General features: G+C 60.7%; 11 protein-coding genes. 9 read left to right on the plus strand and 2 right to left on the minus strand.

Annotation, left to right across the window (positions count from 1 at the left end):
* Positions 1-166: 166 nt before the first annotated feature.
* The gene (locus AC3YUO_RS04095; protein ID WP_489961775.1) at positions 167-1,423 is read right to left on the minus strand and encodes a PBSX family phage terminase large subunit; all 1,257 of its coding nucleotides are present in this window, start codon (positions 1,421-1,423) and stop codon (positions 167-169) included.
* 3 nt (positions 1,424-1,426) lie between these two features.
* Positions 1,427-1,723 (minus strand): XRE family transcriptional regulator, encoded by a 297-nt coding sequence (locus tag AC3YUO_RS04100; protein WP_489961776.1) that lies wholly within the window; start codon positions 1,721-1,723, stop codon positions 1,427-1,429.
* Between the two features lie 229 nt (positions 1,724-1,952).
* Between AC3YUO_RS04100 and AC3YUO_RS04105 the strand changes: the two genes are divergently transcribed.
* The 9 genes from AC3YUO_RS04105 to AC3YUO_RS04145 all read left to right on the plus strand — a co-directional run bounded on the left by AC3YUO_RS04105 (position 1,953) and on the right by AC3YUO_RS04145 (position 17,115).
* Positions 1,953-3,101 carry a D-alanyl-D-alanine carboxypeptidase family protein gene (locus tag AC3YUO_RS04105; RefSeq protein WP_489961777.1) on the plus strand — a complete coding sequence of 383 codons (1,149 nt, stop codon included), beginning with the start codon at positions 1,953-1,955 and terminating at the stop codon, positions 3,099-3,101.
* Positions 3,102-3,299: 198 nt separating this feature from the next.
* Positions 3,300-5,528 (plus strand): 1,4-alpha-glucan branching protein GlgB, encoded by a 2,229-nt coding sequence (gene glgB / locus AC3YUO_RS04110; RefSeq protein WP_489961778.1) that lies wholly within the window; start codon positions 3,300-3,302, stop codon positions 5,526-5,528.
* Positions 5,529-5,611: 83 nt separating this feature from the next.
* The gene (locus AC3YUO_RS04115; protein ID WP_489961779.1) at positions 5,612-6,820 is read left to right on the plus strand and encodes a glucose-1-phosphate adenylyltransferase; all 1,209 of its coding nucleotides are present in this window, start codon (positions 5,612-5,614) and stop codon (positions 6,818-6,820) included.
* A complete protein-coding gene (glgD, locus tag AC3YUO_RS04120) occupies positions 6,817-7,932 on the plus strand; it encodes a glucose-1-phosphate adenylyltransferase subunit GlgD (protein WP_489961780.1) in 1,116 nt (371 codons plus the stop codon). The genes AC3YUO_RS04115 and glgD overlap by 4 nt, the downstream gene beginning before the upstream one ends.
* 111 nt (positions 7,933-8,043) lie before the next feature.
* Positions 8,044-9,480: a glycogen synthase GlgA gene (glgA, locus tag AC3YUO_RS04125; RefSeq protein WP_489961781.1), complete on the plus strand. Its 1,437-nt coding sequence runs from the start codon at positions 8,044-8,046 to the stop codon at positions 9,478-9,480.
* Between the two features lie 134 nt (positions 9,481-9,614).
* A complete protein-coding gene (locus AC3YUO_RS04130; protein ID WP_489961782.1) occupies positions 9,615-12,047 on the plus strand; it encodes a glycogen/starch/alpha-glucan phosphorylase in 2,433 nt (810 codons plus the stop codon).
* Positions 12,048-12,241: 194 nt separating this feature from the next.
* A complete protein-coding gene (locus AC3YUO_RS04135; protein ID WP_489961783.1) occupies positions 12,242-13,381 on the plus strand; it encodes a DUF4317 domain-containing protein in 1,140 nt (379 codons plus the stop codon).
* A 156-nt stretch (positions 13,382-13,537) separates the two neighbouring features.
* Positions 13,538-14,317 carry a polysaccharide deacetylase family protein gene (locus AC3YUO_RS04140; protein ID WP_489961784.1) on the plus strand — a complete coding sequence of 260 codons (780 nt, stop codon included), beginning with the start codon at positions 13,538-13,540 and terminating at the stop codon, positions 14,315-14,317.
* Positions 14,318-14,643: 326 nt separating this feature from the next.
* On the plus strand, positions 14,644-17,115 hold the full coding sequence (locus tag AC3YUO_RS04145; protein ID WP_489961785.1) for an S-layer homology domain-containing protein: 2,472 nt from the start codon (positions 14,644-14,646) through the stop codon (positions 17,113-17,115).
* Positions 17,116-17,152: the final 37 nt, after the last annotated feature.

A 17,152-nucleotide genomic window follows, 5' to 3' on the forward strand; every position in this document is an offset into this window, starting at 1 on the left:
GTCGTATCTCCCCGCCGGGCCAAGCCCCGTCGGGGGCCCCGTCTTTTCATATCCTCGGGCGAAGTGAATTCGCCCTCCGGAAATTCTCCGCCTGCGGCTCCGAATTTACGGCGCTTACCGCGCCGCCCCATTTGCAATGGGGCCCCAAAAGAATACGACCGCGCCGTCAAAGCCGGCGCTCCACGCAACCTGCAAAAAAACCGCCATTTCGCTCTTTGCCCACAATGGTGGAGGCGAAGTAGCGAATTTCATCCATTGCGTGGTCGTATTCTTTTTTCACCCGGTCCTGCCCGTCCCCCTTGTCCTCCCAGCGGTAGAGGGAAAACTCCCGGATGGCGTCCTTGCAGGGCTGGCAGATGACCAGCTTTCTTGCCTTCAGCAGCCGGGCGGTGAGGCGGATGCCCGAGAGCACCTCGTTGTCCGCCCGCCGCACCCGCCAACCCCGGCGGCGGAGGGTCTCCAGAAAGCTGGCGGCGGAGGGGTCGGCCACCACCGCCACAATCCGCCGCCCCCCGGCAAGCCGTGCCAGGGCGTCGGCGTGTTCCTCGTCGGTTTTCTGCCGCCGCTCCTGCCGGGCGTCGTAGTAGTACTCCGCCACCCGGTACCACACCCCGTCCTGCTTGCCCCACAGGCCCATGGAGGTGGGGTTCACCGTGCCGTAGTCGCAGGAGATGTACCACTGCTCCATCTCCCCCTCCGGCACCGGGGATACATAGCTCTCGTCAAAGAAGTCGTAAATGATGCCCTCGGCAGCCACCCACTCTCCCAGCACAAACCGGCGGTAGAAGGTGCCCTCAAACATGGTCTGGTAGCGCTCCAGCACCTCCGGGGAGAGGCCGGGGTTGTCGGTCATGGCAAACTGGAGCCGCAGCACCTTTTTCTCCTCCGCCTTCTCAATCCACTCCCGGTAAAACCAGTGTCCGGGGGACTCGGGGTTGCAGGAGAACCACAGCCTACTCCCGGTCACCGAGCACCGGGCCGCGGTCTGCTCCACGAAGGAGCGGGGCATCAGGGCCACCTCGTCCAGCAGGGCCCCCGCCAGAGTAATGCCCTGGATGAGGGCGGCCGAGCCCTCGTCCTTTCCCCCGAAGAGGTAGAAGGTGTTTTTTCGCCGTCCCAGTCGCACCTGAATGAGGTTTCGCCCGTTCTGCATCCTGCACCGGAAGCCCATATTCTCCAGCAGGGGAATGAGCTCCGAGAGCAGGTTTCGCCGCAGGGACGAGATGGTCTTGCCGCACAGGGCGAAATTCCGGTTCTGGAAGGAGCGCATGGCCCAGCAGAAAAAGGACAGGCCGGTGCACAATGTCTTGCCGCTGCGCACCGCCCCGTCGCAGATGATGGCCTGCCTGTCCCGGTCGGGGGAGCCGGGCCGCCACCAGGTAAGCACCCGGCGCTGTTTGGGGGAAAAGACCAGATCCTCCACGGCTTATTCCCCCTTCTCCTCCATGGCCCGCAAAAAGCGGTCCACCTGCTCCTCGCCGCTCTGGTCGGCGGCGTCCAGCAGCCGCTCCAGCAGCCGGGCCCGGTCGGCAAATTTCAGTTCAATGACGCCGTTGGCGCCCCGTTTAAACTCGGTGAGGGCGTCCAGATCCAGCTTTTGAAGCCCGCCCCAGTCCTCCTCCGGGAAGCAGGCCAGGCGCACCGCGTCGCCCACGTCGGCGTTGGCCAGCTTCCACATGCGCTTTAAAATCTGCTCCCGTCCCGGGAGCGTCTCTCTGGCCATTCCATCCCTCCTCACCCCTGGGTGCAGGGGCCGGAAAGTTGTATGGTGCCGGACACGCAAGAAAAAAAGAAGGGACTCGCCCTTCTTCGTCAGATCTCACGCCCGGTTGGGATTAAGGTAATATATATGCCTGTCCAGAAAAAAATACCGGCTTTGCCCGCTGTATAGAACCGGCAGTCTCTCCATATCCTGTTTTCATCCACAAATGATGGAGCAGGAGGAACCATTTATGAAGCGCATTTCCACGTTGATTCTGGCGGCGCTGCTGCTGGCGGCCGCCATACCGGCTGCGGGGGCGGAGGAGGCTGGTGGACTGTCTCTCTCCTGTGCCTCCGCTCTTTTGATGGAGAAGGAGACGGGGACCGTGCTGTACGACCAGAACAGCCACCAGCAGCTGGAGCCGGCCAGCGTGACCAAGATCATGACCCTTCTTCTGGTGATGGAGGCTCTGGACGACGGACGGCTCTCCCCGGATGACATGGTGACGGTCTCCGCCAACGCGGCGGGGATGGGCGGCTCCCAGGTCTATCTGAAGGAGGGGGAGCAGATGCCGGTGCGGGAGCTCATCAAGTGCGTCACGGTGGTGTCGGGCAACGACTGCGCGGTGGCGCTGGCGGAGCACCTCTACGGCAGTGAGGGGGCCTTTGTGGCGGAGATGAACCGCAAGGCCCAGGAGCTGGGCATGGCGGACACCAATTTTGTCAACTGCACCGGCCTGCCCGCCGACGGCCATGTGACCACCGCCTACGATATCGCGCTCATGTCCCGGGAGCTTATTTTGAACCACCCGGATATTCGGGACTATACAACCATTTGGATGGACTCCATCCGGGACGGCACCTTTGGTCTCACCAACACCAACCGGCTCATCCGCTTTTATGAGGGGGCCACGGGCCTGAAGACGGGTTCCACCGACTCGGCCCTCTACTGCATGTCGGCCACGGCAGAGCGGGACGGCATGGAGCTCATTGCCGTCATCATGAAGGCCCCCACCAGCGCCCAGCGCTTTGAGGACGCCAAGGCCCTTCTGGACTACGGCTTTGCCAACTATACCCTGGTGAACGTCTACCCCGAGACCCCTCTGGCCCCGGTGGACGTGCTGCTGGGAACGGCGTCCCAGGTGCAGCCCCAGCTGAAGGAGGACTGCCGCCTGCTGGTGGAGAAGCGCCAGGCGGACCAGGTGACCACCAAGGTGACAATCGCCCAGGATGTGGAGGCTCCGGTGGACCAGGGCCAGACCCTGGGTCAGCTGGAGGTCTATGTGGGGGAGGAGCTTCAAAAGACCATTCCCATCGTCTCCGCCCAGGGCGTGGACCGGCTGACAGTGCCCGGAATCTTCTCCCGGATGCTGCGCCAGCTGCTCATGGCGGAGGGGTAAATGGGGAACCGGTTTCCCCCGTTCCGCCCGCCGGGATTTTCCCGGCGCTTACATAATTTTCATATTCTTTTGATCATTTGTACAAAATCTTGCTTTACCGCTATTTTACTTGACTGGCTATGCCGTGCGTTGTATAATTTATATAAATATCCGGCATCATTTTCGTCTGCATATTGTGCTTTTTGGCTCGACGCGGCGATGAAATTTACCACAGAGGTGATCACATTGTCCAAATATCAGGAAAACCTTTCCGCCAACGACCTGTTTTTGGAGCTGGAGGCCTTCTCGGAGGGCCGTTCCACCCGGGCCTGGCGGTGCTTCGGCGCTCATCCGGCCAAGGCCGAGGACGGAACAGAAGGGTACTTATTCCGGGTCTGGGCGCCCAACGCCCCCCGCATTACCATCATTGGTGACTTTAACGGCTGGGACCTGGAGGCCACACCCATGGAGAAGGTGGAGGGCGGCATCTGGGAGGCCTTCGTGCCCGGCCTGCAGCGCTACGACGCGTACCAGTACGCCATTCACCACGAGGACGGCACCTATGTGGGCAAGGCCGATCCCTTTGGTTTCCACAGTGCCACCCGGCCCGACGTGTCCACTAAGATCTACGACCTGAATACGGGCTACCAGTGGGGCGATAAGAGCTGGATGGAGTACCGGGCTCAGAATCCGCTTTATACAAAGCCCATGAATATTTATGAGTGCCACCTGGGCTCCTGGCGGCGCACGGGGGAGGGGGAGTTCCTCTCCTACCGGGACATCGCCTCCTATCTGGTGCCCTACGTGAAGGAGATGGGCTTCACCCATGTGGAGCTGCTGCCGGTGACGGAGCATCCCCTGGACGCCTCCTGGGGCTACCAGTGCACGGGCTACTTCGCGGCCACCAGCCGCTTCGGCATCCCCGACGATCTGAAGTACCTCATCGACCAGCTCCACCAGGCGGGCATCGGGGTCATCATGGACTGGGTCCCCGCCCACTTCCCCCGGGATGCCTTCGGCCTCTACCACTTTGACGGCACCCCCACCTATGAGTACGCCGACCCCCGGAAGGGGGAGCACCCCGATTGGGGCACCCAGGTCTTTGACTTCGGGCGCAACGAGGTGCGGTCCTTCCTGTTCTCCTCGGCCATGTTCTGGCTGGAGGAGTACCACATGGACGGCCTGCGGGTGGACGCGGTGTCCTCCATGCTGTACCTGGACTACGGCCGGAAGGACGGGGAGTGGATGCCCAACATCCACGGGGGCAAGGAGAATCTGGAGGCCATTGACTTCTTCCAGAAGCTGAACACCGCCGTCTTTGCCGACCACCCCGACGTTCTGATGATCGCCGAGGAGTCCACCGCCTGGCCCAAGGTGACCTATCCGGTGGACGAGGGCGGCCTGGGCTTCAACTTCAAGTGGAACATGGGTTGGATGAACGACATCTGCCACTACATCAAGCTGGACCCCTACTTCCGGCAGTTCAACCACCGGGACATCACCTTCTCCCTCATGTACGCCTTCTCGGAGAACTACATCCTGCCTCTGTCCCACGACGAGGTGGTCCACATGAAGGGATCCTTCTTCGGCAAGATGCCCGGGGACAACCCCCAGAAGTTTGCGGGCGTCCGTGCCTTCTACGCCTACATGATGACCCACCCGGGCAAGAAGCTCACCTTCATGGGGGCGGAGCTGGCCCAGTGGAACGAGTGGCACTACGAGTACTCTCTGGACTGGCATCTGCTGCAGTATGAGCCTCACCGCCAGACTCAGGCCTTCTTCCAGGCCATGAACGCCTTCTATCTGGAGCAGCCCGCTCTCTGGGAGCAGGACGACTCCTGGCAGGGCTTCCAGTGGATCTGCGCCGACGACAACACCGCCAATACCGTCTCCTTCCTGCGCTGGGACAAGAGCGGCAAGCCCCTGGCCATTGTGTGCAACTTCTCGCCCAACCACCGGGAGGGCTACCGCATCGGTGTGCCCTTCGCGGGCACCTGGTCTCCGGTGTTCAACACCGACGAAACCCGCTTCGGCGGCCAGGGTCTGGGCGACCACGATCCCATCAAGACGGAGAAGGTCGCCTACCACGACCAGGAGCAGTCTCTGGTTCTGGACCTGCCTCCCATGTCGGTGATGATCTACCGCTGCACCCGCCGCGCCCCGGTGCGCAAGCCCAAGGCAGAGAAGGCCGCTTCCGCCGCCGAGGCGAAGGCTCCCGCCAAGGAGAAGAAGACCGTCAAGGCCAAGGCCGGGACGGAGGAGGCCCCCAAGACCCGGGCCAAGACCACCCGGACCAAGGCGGCCAAGGCCGCCAAGGAGGAGGCCCCCAAGGCCGAGGCGAAGCCCGCCGCGGAGGAGGCCCCCAAGGCTGAGGCGAAGGCCCCCAAGGCCAAGCGCTCCGTGAAGGCGGCCGCCAAGAAGGCCGCCCGGGACAAGTCCACCCCCTAAGCATCAGGAATTCCAGGGCCCGCCGTTTCGGCCCGCCTTGTTCCATAGTTCCCCGCGTGAAACAGACAAGAGGTGACAGACGTATGAAGAAAGAAGTCGTTGCCATGTTGCTGGCCGGCGGACAGGGCAGCCGCCTGCACGCACTGACCAGCCATGTGGCAAAGCCCGCCGTACCCTTCGGCGGAAAGTATCGCATCATCGATTTTCCCCTGTCCAACTGTGTCAACTCGGGCATTGACACGGTGGGCGTGCTGACCCAATACCGTCCGTTGGAGCTGAACAGCTACATCGGCAACGGCCAGCCCTGGGACCTGGACCGGTCCGACGGCGGCGTCCACATTCTCCCCCCCTACATGCGGGAGGGGGACCAGGGCACCTGGTACAAGGGAACCGCCAACGCCATCTACCAGAACATCGGCTTTTTGGACCTCTATGACCCGGAGTACGTGGTGATTCTGTCCGGTGACCACATCTATAAGATGGACTACACGGACATGCTGGACCTGCACAAGAAGGAGAACGCAGCCTGCACCATCTCCGTGCTGGAGGTCACCATGGAGGAGGCCACCCGCTTCGGCATCATGAACGTGGATGAGAACGACCGCATCTACGAGTTTGAGGAGAAGCCCAAGCACCCCAAGAGCAACCTGGCCTCCATGGGCATTTACATCTTTACCTGGAAGAAGCTGCGTCAGGCCCTCATTGATGACGAGGCCGACCCCAACTCTTCCAACGACTTCGGCAAGAACATCATTCCCAACCTGCTGGCCGCGGGGGAGAAGCTGATGGCCTACCGCTTCCACGGCTACTGGAAGGACGTGGGTACCATCGACTCCCTGTGGGACGCCAACATGGATATGCTGGCCCCCCGCAGCAGCATTGACCTCTACGACCCCAGCTGGCCCATCTTCGCCCGCTCGCCCATCAAGCCGCCCCATGTCACCGGGCCCAATGCCCGCATTTCCCACTCTCTGGTCACCGGCGGCAGCCAGGTGGACGGCCTGGTGGAAAACTCGGTGCTGTTCCACTCGGTGACGGTGGAGGAGGGCGCCAGCGTGCAGTACTCCATCCTCATGCCCGGCGCCGTGGTCAAGGCCGGGGCACAGGTGGCCTATTCCATCGTGGCGGAGAACGCGGTGGTGGAGGCCCGCGCCCTGGTGGGATCGCCGCCGGATGATAACCCCGACTGGGGCATCGCCGTGGTGGCCAGCGGAGTCACCGTAGGCGAGGGGGCCGTGGTGTCGCCCAGCGCCATGGTCCGGGAAGATGTGAAGGGAGGTGAGCAGGTATGAACGATCTCCACGGAATTTTGTACGCCTATCGCTCGGACGCCAATTTAGGTGAATTGACCCGTCCCCGTAACACCTGCTCTCTGCCCTTCGGCGGCCGGTACCGCCTCATCGACTTCATGCTGTCCAACTATGTAAACGCGGGAATTTCCAGCGTGGGCATCATCGTCCACGAGAGCTATCAGTCCCTGCTGGACCACCTGGGTTCTGGCAAGGACTGGGACCTGAGCCGCAAGCACGGCGGTCTGCGCATCCTGCCCCCCTTCAGCTACGCGGAAAAGGGCGGCGGCGAGTACCGGGGCGACATGGCCGCTCTGGCGGGCGTTGCCAACTACCTGCAGAACATCCGTGAGGACTATGTCATCATGGGCCGCGGCGACATGGCCATCAACCTGCCCGTGAACAAGGTGCTGGAGCAGCACATCGCCACCGGCGCGGACATCACTCTGGTGTGCACCCCCATTCTCCACGGGGCGCCCCGCTACTCGGAGTATGTGGAGGTCAATGACGAGGGCCGGATCACCGACCTGTCCATCCACCCCTCCTCCGCGGCCAACAGTCTGGAATCTCTTCGTCTGTACGTCATCTCCAAGCAGCTGCTGCTGGACATGGTGGACTACTGTGCCGCCCACGACATCCAGCACTTCAGCCGCGGCGTGCTGCAGCCCCGCATCAAGTCCCTGAAGCTGTGCCCCTATGTCCACGAGGGCTATGTGGCTCAGTTCCAGTCCATCAGCGACTACTACCAGCGCTCCATGGACCTGCTGGATCCGGCGGTGCGTGCCGACCTCTTCAACCCAGCCCGTCCCATCCGCACCAAGGACCAGTCCAACCCCTCCACTTACTACGGTCCCAGCTCGGTGTCCCGGTGCTCCCTGGTGGCCGACGGCTGCTACATCGAGGGCGAGGTGGAAAATTCCATTCTCTCCCGCGGCGTAATTGTGGAGAAGGGCGCCAAGGTGTCCAACAGCGTACTCATGCAGGGCACGGTAGTCAAGGCGGGGGCCTCCCTGTCCTATGTCATTACCGATAAGAACGTCACGGTCCAGGAGGACCGGATGCTCATGGGTCACCACACCTATCCTCTGGCCATTGCCAAGGGCTCCGTGGTGTAACCGAAACAGCAGCAGCCCCACCGGGGGCGCGGCGGAAGGATCCGCCCCCGCGGTGGGGCTTCACCCTATCTCAGCATCCGCGCATGTCATGAGGAAAGGAAAGGGATCGGAATGAAAATTTTGTTTGCTGCCTCGGAGGTGGCCCCCTTCATCAAAACCGGCGGCCTTGCAGATGTAGCCGGCTCTCTGCCCCAGGCTCTGGCCAGGGAGGGCCATGAGGTCAAGGTCATCCTGCCCCTGTACGAGGGGATCAACGGGGACTGGCGCAGCCAGATGACCTTCCTGAAGTACTTCAACGTCACCCTGTCCTGGCGGCAGGTGTACTGCGGCATTTTCGAACTGGAGCGTGAGGGCGTCACCTACTGGTTCGTGGACAACGAGTACTATTTCAAGCGCTGGCAGCTCTACGGCCACTTTGACGACTGCGAGCGGTTCGCTTTCTTCTCCCGTGCCATTGTGGAGACGGTGGGCCAGCTGGACTGGGCGCCGGACATCATCCACTGCAACGACTGGCAGACGGCGCTGGTGCCGGTGTACCTGCTGGAGGAGCGGTACCGCATCCCTCAGCTGGGCAATACCAAAACCGTGTTTACCATCCACAACATCGAGTACCAGGGCCGTTACAGCGACCAGGTGCTTCAGGACGTCATCGGCCTGGACCGGAGCTATTTCAACGAGGGCATGCTGGCCTACTTCGGGGACGTAAACCTGATGAAGGGCGCCATTCTCTCCTCCACCTTCGTCACCACCGTCTCGCCCACCTACGCCCAGGAGCTGCGCACTCCCTTCTACGGCCGCGGCCTGGACGGCGTGGTGAACCAGCAGCAGGAGAAGATCGAGGGCATTCTCAACGGCATCGACATGGACCTGTACGATCCGGCCACCCATCCCGGCCTGGCGGCCAACTTCTCCGTCAAATCCCTGGTCAAGGGCAAGGCGGAGTGCAAGCTGGCTCTGCAGCAGGCGGTGGGCCTGCAGGAGAGCGCGGACACGCCCATCATCGCCTGTGTCTCCCGCCTGGTGGGGCACAAGGGCTTCTCCCTGGTCACCGACGTGCTCCACGAGATTATGAGCATGGACGTGCAGATGGTGGTGCTGGGCACCGGCGACTGGCAGTATGAGGAGGCCTTCCGCCACGCCCAGAGCCAGTATCCCGGCCGCTTTGCCGCCCAAATCACCTATTCGGCCCCTCTGTCCGACATGATCTACGCGGGGTCCGACCTGTTCCTCATGCCCTCCATCTCCGAGCCCTGCGGACTCTCCCAGATGATCGCCATGCGCTTCGGCACGGTGCCCGTGGTGCGGGAGACGGGCGGTCTGAAGGACACGGTCATCCCCTACAACAAGTTCACCGGCGAGGGCCGGGGCTTTACCTTCAGCAACATCAACGCGGGGGATATGCTCTGGGTACTGCGTGAGGCGGTGGAGCTGTATTCTGAGGACAAGAAGGTCTGGCGCGGACTGCAAAAGGCGGGCATGACGGCGGATTTCTCCTGGACCAATTCGGCCCGGCAGTATCTGGATATCTATCAACGGATCCTCGGCTGAAGCCCTGTGTTTTCAGTCCTTCCGCCAGTTGACGCTCCTGTGCAAAGCTGATAAAATGGAAAGCTGTGGGAAAGACTTTCTTTTCCACAGCTTTTTCATGAAATTTAGTTCAAAAATTTTAGGGAGGTACTGCTATGGCTGAATATACCAAGGCCCAGCTTACCGAAATGATTATAGGCAAGCTCCAGCGCAACTTCGGCCGCACCGTGGAGGAAGCCACTGACAGCCACATGTTCAAGGCCTGTGCTCTGGTTCTCCGGGACATCATGTCCCGCCGTCAGATGGAGACGGACAACCGGGTGTGGGAGGGCCAGCAGCGTCAGGTCCACTACCTGTCTCTGGAGTTCCTGATGGGCCGTTCTCTGGAGAAGAACGCCTACAATCTGGGCCTTCTGAACACTCTGAAGCAGGCTCTGGAGGGTCTGGGCTTCTCCGCCTCCGACCTCTTCGAGTCCGAGCCGGACGCCGGCCTGGGCAACGGCGGTCTGGGCCGTCTGGCGGCCTGCTACCTGGACTCCATGACCACCCTGGAAATCCCCGCCACCGGCTACTCCATCTGCTACGAGCTGGGCATCTTCAAGCAGAAGATCATCGACGGCAAGCAGGTGGAGCTGGCAGACAACTGGCTGGGACTGGGCGACGCCTGGCTCATCCCCAAGCTGGATGAGACCGAGGAGGTCCGTTTCGGCGGCAAGATCGAGGACAGCTGGGACGAGAACGGCCACAACCGGCCCGTCCACACCGGCTACACCACCGTGCTGGCCATTCCCCGGGACATGGAGATCGCCGGCTACAAGACCCGGCACACCAACGTGCTGCGCCTGTGGGACGCCAAGAGCCCGGTGCCCGTGGACATGTCCCTCTACTCCCGTGGCGAGTATCTGAAGGCGGTGGAGCAGCAGGCCATGGCCGAGGTCATCGCCAAGGTGCTCTATCCCGATGACAACCACTACGAGGGCAAGTCCCTGCGTCTCAAGCAGCAGTACTTCTTTGTCTCCGCCACCGTGCAGTCCATTGTGCGCAAGCACCGCTCCCAGTACGGCACCCTGCGGAACTTCCACGAGAAGCACGTCATCCAGATCAACGACACCCATCCCACCCTGGTCATCCCCGAGCTCATGCGGATTCTGCTGGATGTGGAGGGCTACACCTGGGACGAGGCGTGGCACATCGTCACCCACACCGTCTGCTACACCAACCACACCGTCCTGGCGGAGGCGCTGGAGCGCTGGCCCCAGTCCCTCATCGAGACTCTGCTGCCCCGTATCTGGCAGATTCTGAAGGAGATCGCCCACCGCTACCAGGGCGAGCTGGAGCGCCGCTACGGCAACGACATGGGCAAGATCGCCCACATGGCCATCATCTGGGGCGGCGAGGTGCGCATGGCCAACCTGTGCGTGTGCGCCTGTGAGTATATCAACGGCGTTTCCGCCCTCCACTCGGAGATCCTGAAGCAGGACGTGTTCCGGGACGCCTACCAGGCCGAGCCGGACAAGTTCACCAACGTGACCAACGGCGTGGACCACCGCCGCTGGCTGTCTCAGATCAACCCCAAGCTGGACGCTCTCATCCGGGACTGCACCGGCGGCCCCGCCTACCTGCTCCACCCGGAGAAGCTGAGCAAGCTGGAGAAGTACAAGGACGACAAGTCGGTGCTCCAGCAGCTGGAGGCCATCAAGTCGGAGAACAAGCGCCGCTTTGCCTCCTGGGTGGCCCGGGAGTCCGGCGTGGTGCTGAACACCGATGCCATCTTCGACGTGCAGGTGAAGCGTCTCCACGAGTACAAGCGTCAGCTTCTGAACGTGCTGCACATCATCTACCTGTACCAGCAGCTGCGGGATAACCCCAACATGAACTTCACCCCCCAGACCTTCCTCTTCGGCGCCAAGGCAGCTCCCGGCTACCACGTGGCCAAGGAGATTATCCAGCTCATCAACTCCCTGGCCGCCCAGATCGACGCTGATCCCATCTGCAAGGATAAGCTGCAGGTGGTCTTCCTGGAAAACTATCGGGTGTCCCTGGCAGAGAAGCTCATGCCCGCCAGCGAGCTCTCCGAGCAGATTTCCACCGCCGGCAAGGAGGCCAGCGGCACCGGCAACATGAAGTTCATGATGAACGGCGCCCTGACCATCGGCACGCTGGACGGCGCCAATGTGGAGATGCACCAGCAGGTCGGGGACGAGAACATCTTCCTCTTCGGCCTGACCGCCGACGAGGTGGTGGAGCGCAAGCGCCAGGGCTACCGTCCTCTGGACATCTACCAGCATAACCCCGCCCTCAAGCGGGTCATTGACCAGATCTCCTCCGGCTTTGCCGACGGCGTTTCCTACTCCGACCTGACCAACCGCCTGCTCTTCGGCGCCGGCGGCAGCCCGGCTGACGAGTATATGCTGCTGGCCGACTTTGACAGCTACTGCCAGGCCCACCAGCGCGCTCTGGCCACTTATGCCAACCGCCAGCAGTGGAACCAGATGTCCCTCATCAACATCGCCCGGTCCGGCATCTTTGCCGCCGACCGCTCCATCAGCGACTACGCCAAGAACATCTGGCACGTGCCCACCCGCTGATATCCGTTTCCTGTTGTTTCGCCCCGCGGCCCAAACGGGCCGCGGGGCTTTTCTGTGGGCGCGCCTGCCCGGCCCCGGATTTTGTCGGACAAGTCTGTTTGCAATTTGGGCCGGCGTAGGCTAAAATAGTGTCTGCTGAATCAGCCGGCCCGGCCGTCCTTGCCGGGCCGAATTTTTCCCATGGAGGAACCACCATGAACAAAAAAGAACTGGGCGAGCTGCGCCGCCGTTTCCGTGCGGACCGGAGCGCCATCAGCCGGGTCTACGGCTGTTTTGTCAACTGCAACGGAGAGATTGTCTCCGACCTGGATATTTCCCTGGGCATGACCTCCCAGGAGACGGCGGAAAAGTACCTGGGCTTTCTGAAAAAGTCTCTGTCGGGGGGCCTGGGCAAAAATCTGGTGGATATTTCCTTTTCCACCCAGCAGGTGATGGACAGCCCGGAGCATCGGCTGCTCACCACCCTGCGGAAGTCCCGCCTGCAGGATGAGCAGGCCCGCCAGGCCTTCTACCAGCAGGTCATCTCCAGCGCCCCTCTGGAGGGCAACTATCTCATTCTCCTAGCCCATGACGCCTACGACGTCCCCCACCACGGGGAGGACGGGGAGCTGGACGCCGAGGGCTCCGACCAGGTGTTTTCCTACATCGTGTGCGCCGTCTGCCCCATCAAGGACGGCAAGACGGAGCTGGGCTACTTCCCCGGGGAGAACGCCTTCCGCTGCGTCTCCGGGCAGACGGTGGCCCAGCCCGAGCTGGGCTTTCTCTTCCCGGCCTTTGACGACCGGGCGGCCAACATTTACCACGCCCTGCTTTACTCCCGGGACACCGAGGAAATCCCCCAGAGCTTTCTGGACGCCATCTTCCACACCCAGCCGCCCCTGTCCGCCGGGGAGCAGAAGGAGAACTTCCGGGGCGCTCTGGTGGAGGCGCTGGGGGAGGAGTGCCACATGGACGTGCTCCAGACCCTCCACCAGCAGCTGGCCGAGCGGGTGGAGGAGCACAAGCAGAGCAAGGACCCGGAGCCTCTGGCCATGACGGCGGGGGAGATCGCGGGCATTCTGGAGGACTGCGGGGTCTCCCAGCCCCACGCCGACGCCTTCCGGGAGATTTGCTCCCAGCAGTTTGGCCCCGACGCCGCCCTCCAGCCGGACAACCTCATCGACACAAAGAAGGTGGAGCTCAAGACCACCCAGGCCACCATCTCCCTGGACCCCGAGACCTGTTCCATGGTGCAGGAGCGGATCATCGACGGCCGGCGGTACCTGCTCATCCCGGTGGGGGAGGGCCTGGAGCTCAACGGCCTGCCCATCCGGGTAAAGCGCGTCAGCGAGTAAGCCCCCAAATTTGTCCATAATACGAAAAGCCGCTCCTTTCGTGGAAAGGGGCGGCTTTTTTGCGGCACTTCCGGGCCGCCTTTGGGGAATGCCCGCATGACAGGCGGGGCGGAGGCATACATATGAAACACATCGAATCAGAATGGAGCTGACCATATGAAACCGACCAAAAAGCCCTTTGTTGTCTTTCTCACCCGAAAAAAGTGGTGGACCGCCGGGCTGTGCCTGTGCCTGGCGGCGCTGATGTTTTATGTTGTGAACTATCCGGCGGTGGTGGGGGCGTCGGCCACCACCCGGCAGCTGCCCATCTACTGCGTCCAGCGGGACCAGAAGCTGGTGTCCATCAGCTTTGACGCAGCCTGGGGGAACGAGGACACCCAGCAGCTCATCGACATTCTGGGACAGTATAACGTGAAGGCCACCTTTTTTGTGGTAGGGGAGTGGGCGGACAAGTACCCGGAGTCGGTGAAGGCGCTGTCGGACGCGGGGCACGAGGTGATGAACCACTCCAACACCCACGCCCATTATCCCCAGCTGTCCGCCGACGAGGTGGTGGCGGATCTCAATGCCTGCAACGATAAAATCGAGGCCATCACGGGGGTTCGGCCCACCCTGGTCCGGCTGCCCTACGGGGACTATGATGACAATTCCATCAACGCGGTGCGGTCCATCGGCATGGAGCCGGTCCAATGGGACGTGGACAGTCTGGACTGGAAAGAAATTTCGGCGGAGGAAATTACCCAGCGGGTGACCTCCAAGGTGCAGCCCGGATCCATTGTCCTCTTTCATAACGCCGCGCTCCATACCCCCGAGGCTCTGCCCACCATTTTGTCCACCCTGCTCCAGGAGGGCTATACCTTCGTTCCCATCTCTCAAATCATCCTGTGCCAGCCCTATACCATTGACCATACGGGACGGCAGTGTCCGTGTGCATAACCCGGCCGTCCCAGGCCGCAAGACGGACCATGTCTACCAAATGTCTACCAAAAAAGGCGCGGAACCCTTGTGTTTCAAGGGCTCCGCGTTTTTCCATTTTCTGGGTGTCTACCAAATGTCTACCAAGATAACTTTTTTAAGATAAAACATAGCGTTTTCACCTCCTTTTGGCCGAAAATTGCCACATTTTTCACGATGCAAGGGGCGTTATACCGGCCTAAACGCCTAAAAAAGTTCCTGAAACCTCTGAAAAGCGGGAAATTTCCCGAAAAACGGTTCAAAAAGTAGAAATACCAGAGAACCAAATTTTAAAAGGAGGAATTCCAATGAGAAACCTGAAGCGGGCTCTCAGCCTGGCTCTGGCTTCTGTCATGCTCCTGGGCATGATGGTTGTCGGAACCGGCGCAAGCTATGCCGACGTGGATTCCAAGGACAACCTGGAAGCCATTGAGGTCATGCAGGCTGTTGGCGTCATGACTGGTGATACCAACGGCAACTTCAACCCCGACCAGAAGGTCACCCGCGGCGAGATGGCCGTGGTCATGACCAACATGCTGGGTCTGAATGTCAACGACTACGCCAGCACCACCCTGACCTTTACCGACGTGCCCGACTGGGGCAAGGGCTTTGTGGCCGCCTGCCTGGCCAACGGCATCGCCGCTGGCTACAATGACAAGCAGTTCGGCTTCAACGACTCCGTTACCACTGCTCAGGCCGCTCTGATGATGATGAAGGCTCTGGGCTACTTCCAGTATGCCAGCGACTTCGATGGCGACTGGCAGCTGGCCACCGTGAAGCAGGGCTCCAAGATCGACCTATTTGACGGTATCGAGGCCGGTGCTTCTGTTGCCATGACCCGCAACGATGTGGCTCAGATTGCTCTGAACACCCTGGAGGCTACTATGGTTGAGGCTGAAGGCAGTGATGGCATCACCATCGGTGATGTGACTGTTGGCAGCACCATTAAGTATGTCGAGCTTGAAAAGGATGATGAGGCCTACACCAAGATTAGCGGTGAGAACTATGCCTCCGGCACTAAGTACACCGTTCAGCTTGGCGAGCAGCTGTACAAGGGCGAGCTGAGCAAGGCCACCTCCGACCCTGATGACTACGGCCGTCCCGCTACCACCTGGAAGTATAAGGATGCCACCGTCACTGTCGCCGACGAGGCCGATTACACTTACACCACTGCTGTATCCGGCAAGGACCTTTACAACACCGTGGGTAAGACTGTGGCTGGCTACACTTGGAATGGTGCAACCGCTCCTGTGAAGACTGACTCCGATGATTGGGGCAATACTGCCAATGGTGTTTTGACTCAGATTTTCGTGAACAAGGCTGACGAAGAGGTCAAGGTTACTTATGTTTACTCCTACCTGGCCCAGGTGACCAAGGTAGCCGAGAACAAGGATGACAAGGATCTGCTGGATGTCACTCTGAAGGTTTACAAGGATGCTTCCGGTTCTGAGGTGAAGTTTACCCAGTTGGAGTCCTTCGACTTTGCCGAGGATGCTTGGGTCATTGTCTATGCCACCAGCGATGCAAACGCCATTGATAACACTGAGATCGTGGTAGACGACATTGTGGCTGCCACTGTTGCTAAGGACCTGGTTGTGACCCGCTACTCCTCCAGCTCCGTCACCGCCGGCGGCACCAAGTACGACAATGCCGCCAAGGCTAAGAATGTGGTTGGCTCCTACACTCTGGGTTCCGATGCCTCCTACACTCTGTACCTGGATACCTATGGCTATGTCCTGGGCTCTGAGCTGTATGAGGGCAACGAGAACACCAACCTGGTCTATGTCCTGGCCTCTAGCTCTGGACAGCAGGGCGGCACCGACATCGACGATGACGGCTACGCCAATGTAAAGTACGTCACTCTGGACGGCACCGTTGCTACTGTTAAGGCCGCCTGGGGCTCTGGTGTCAATAACATCTCCGGCTGGTATGTAATGGCTGAGGACAGCGACAACGAGGGTTGGTACACCTTCACTTCCGCCGATGATCACGACGATTATAAGGCCGAGGTCACGATTGCTGGCAGCACTACCGTGAAGCCCTCTCAGCCCACCCTGACCGATGGCGTGATTGCCAACAGCAAGACCGTGTTCATTCTGGACGACGACGGCAAGATTACTGTTGTCACTGGTATCAAGAATCTGCCCGAGTACACCCTGAACGCTTCTGCTGGCGGCGCTGGTGTTGCCGAGACTGACAGCACCTATGCCTACGCTGTGTACCTGAACATCAAGGACGCCACTGGCGGCACCACTTCTGCCAAGGATGTCATCTATGTTCTGAACAGCACTGCCACCTCCACCGCCATTGATGAGAACGGCAAGACCTACTATGTCTATGACGCTATCGTCGACGGCAAGATCGGTGAGGTTTACACCGCTGAGAGCAATACCTTTGCCGCTGCTGGTCTCTACAAGATTAACAGCTATAATGCCAATGGTTACATCACCAAGCTGAGCGATGGTAGCGGTGTAACTGCTTTCAACGGCAGCAACATCGATGACTGGACCAAGGCTGATCTGACCGCTGGTACTGTTGCCTACTCCGACGGCACTCTGACCATCGATGTTGATGGTGCCACTGAGACCGAGGACCCCGCCAGCTTCGTCCTGGCTGACAACGCCAAGATCTTCACTGTGGACGGCACCGCTAAGGATGCTGAGACCGCTACTGCTGATGATCTGAAGGGCACCTGGACCACTGGCTCCCTGGTCTACTTCGTTGACAGCAACGACGAGATCTCCGTTATCTACGCTGTCGATCTGGTTGCCGCTCCTTAAAAGGGACAAGGCACAGATGACTCTCACCAAGTGAGTG

The organism is Pseudoflavonifractor sp. HNCC25GI2, assembly GCF_058136395.1.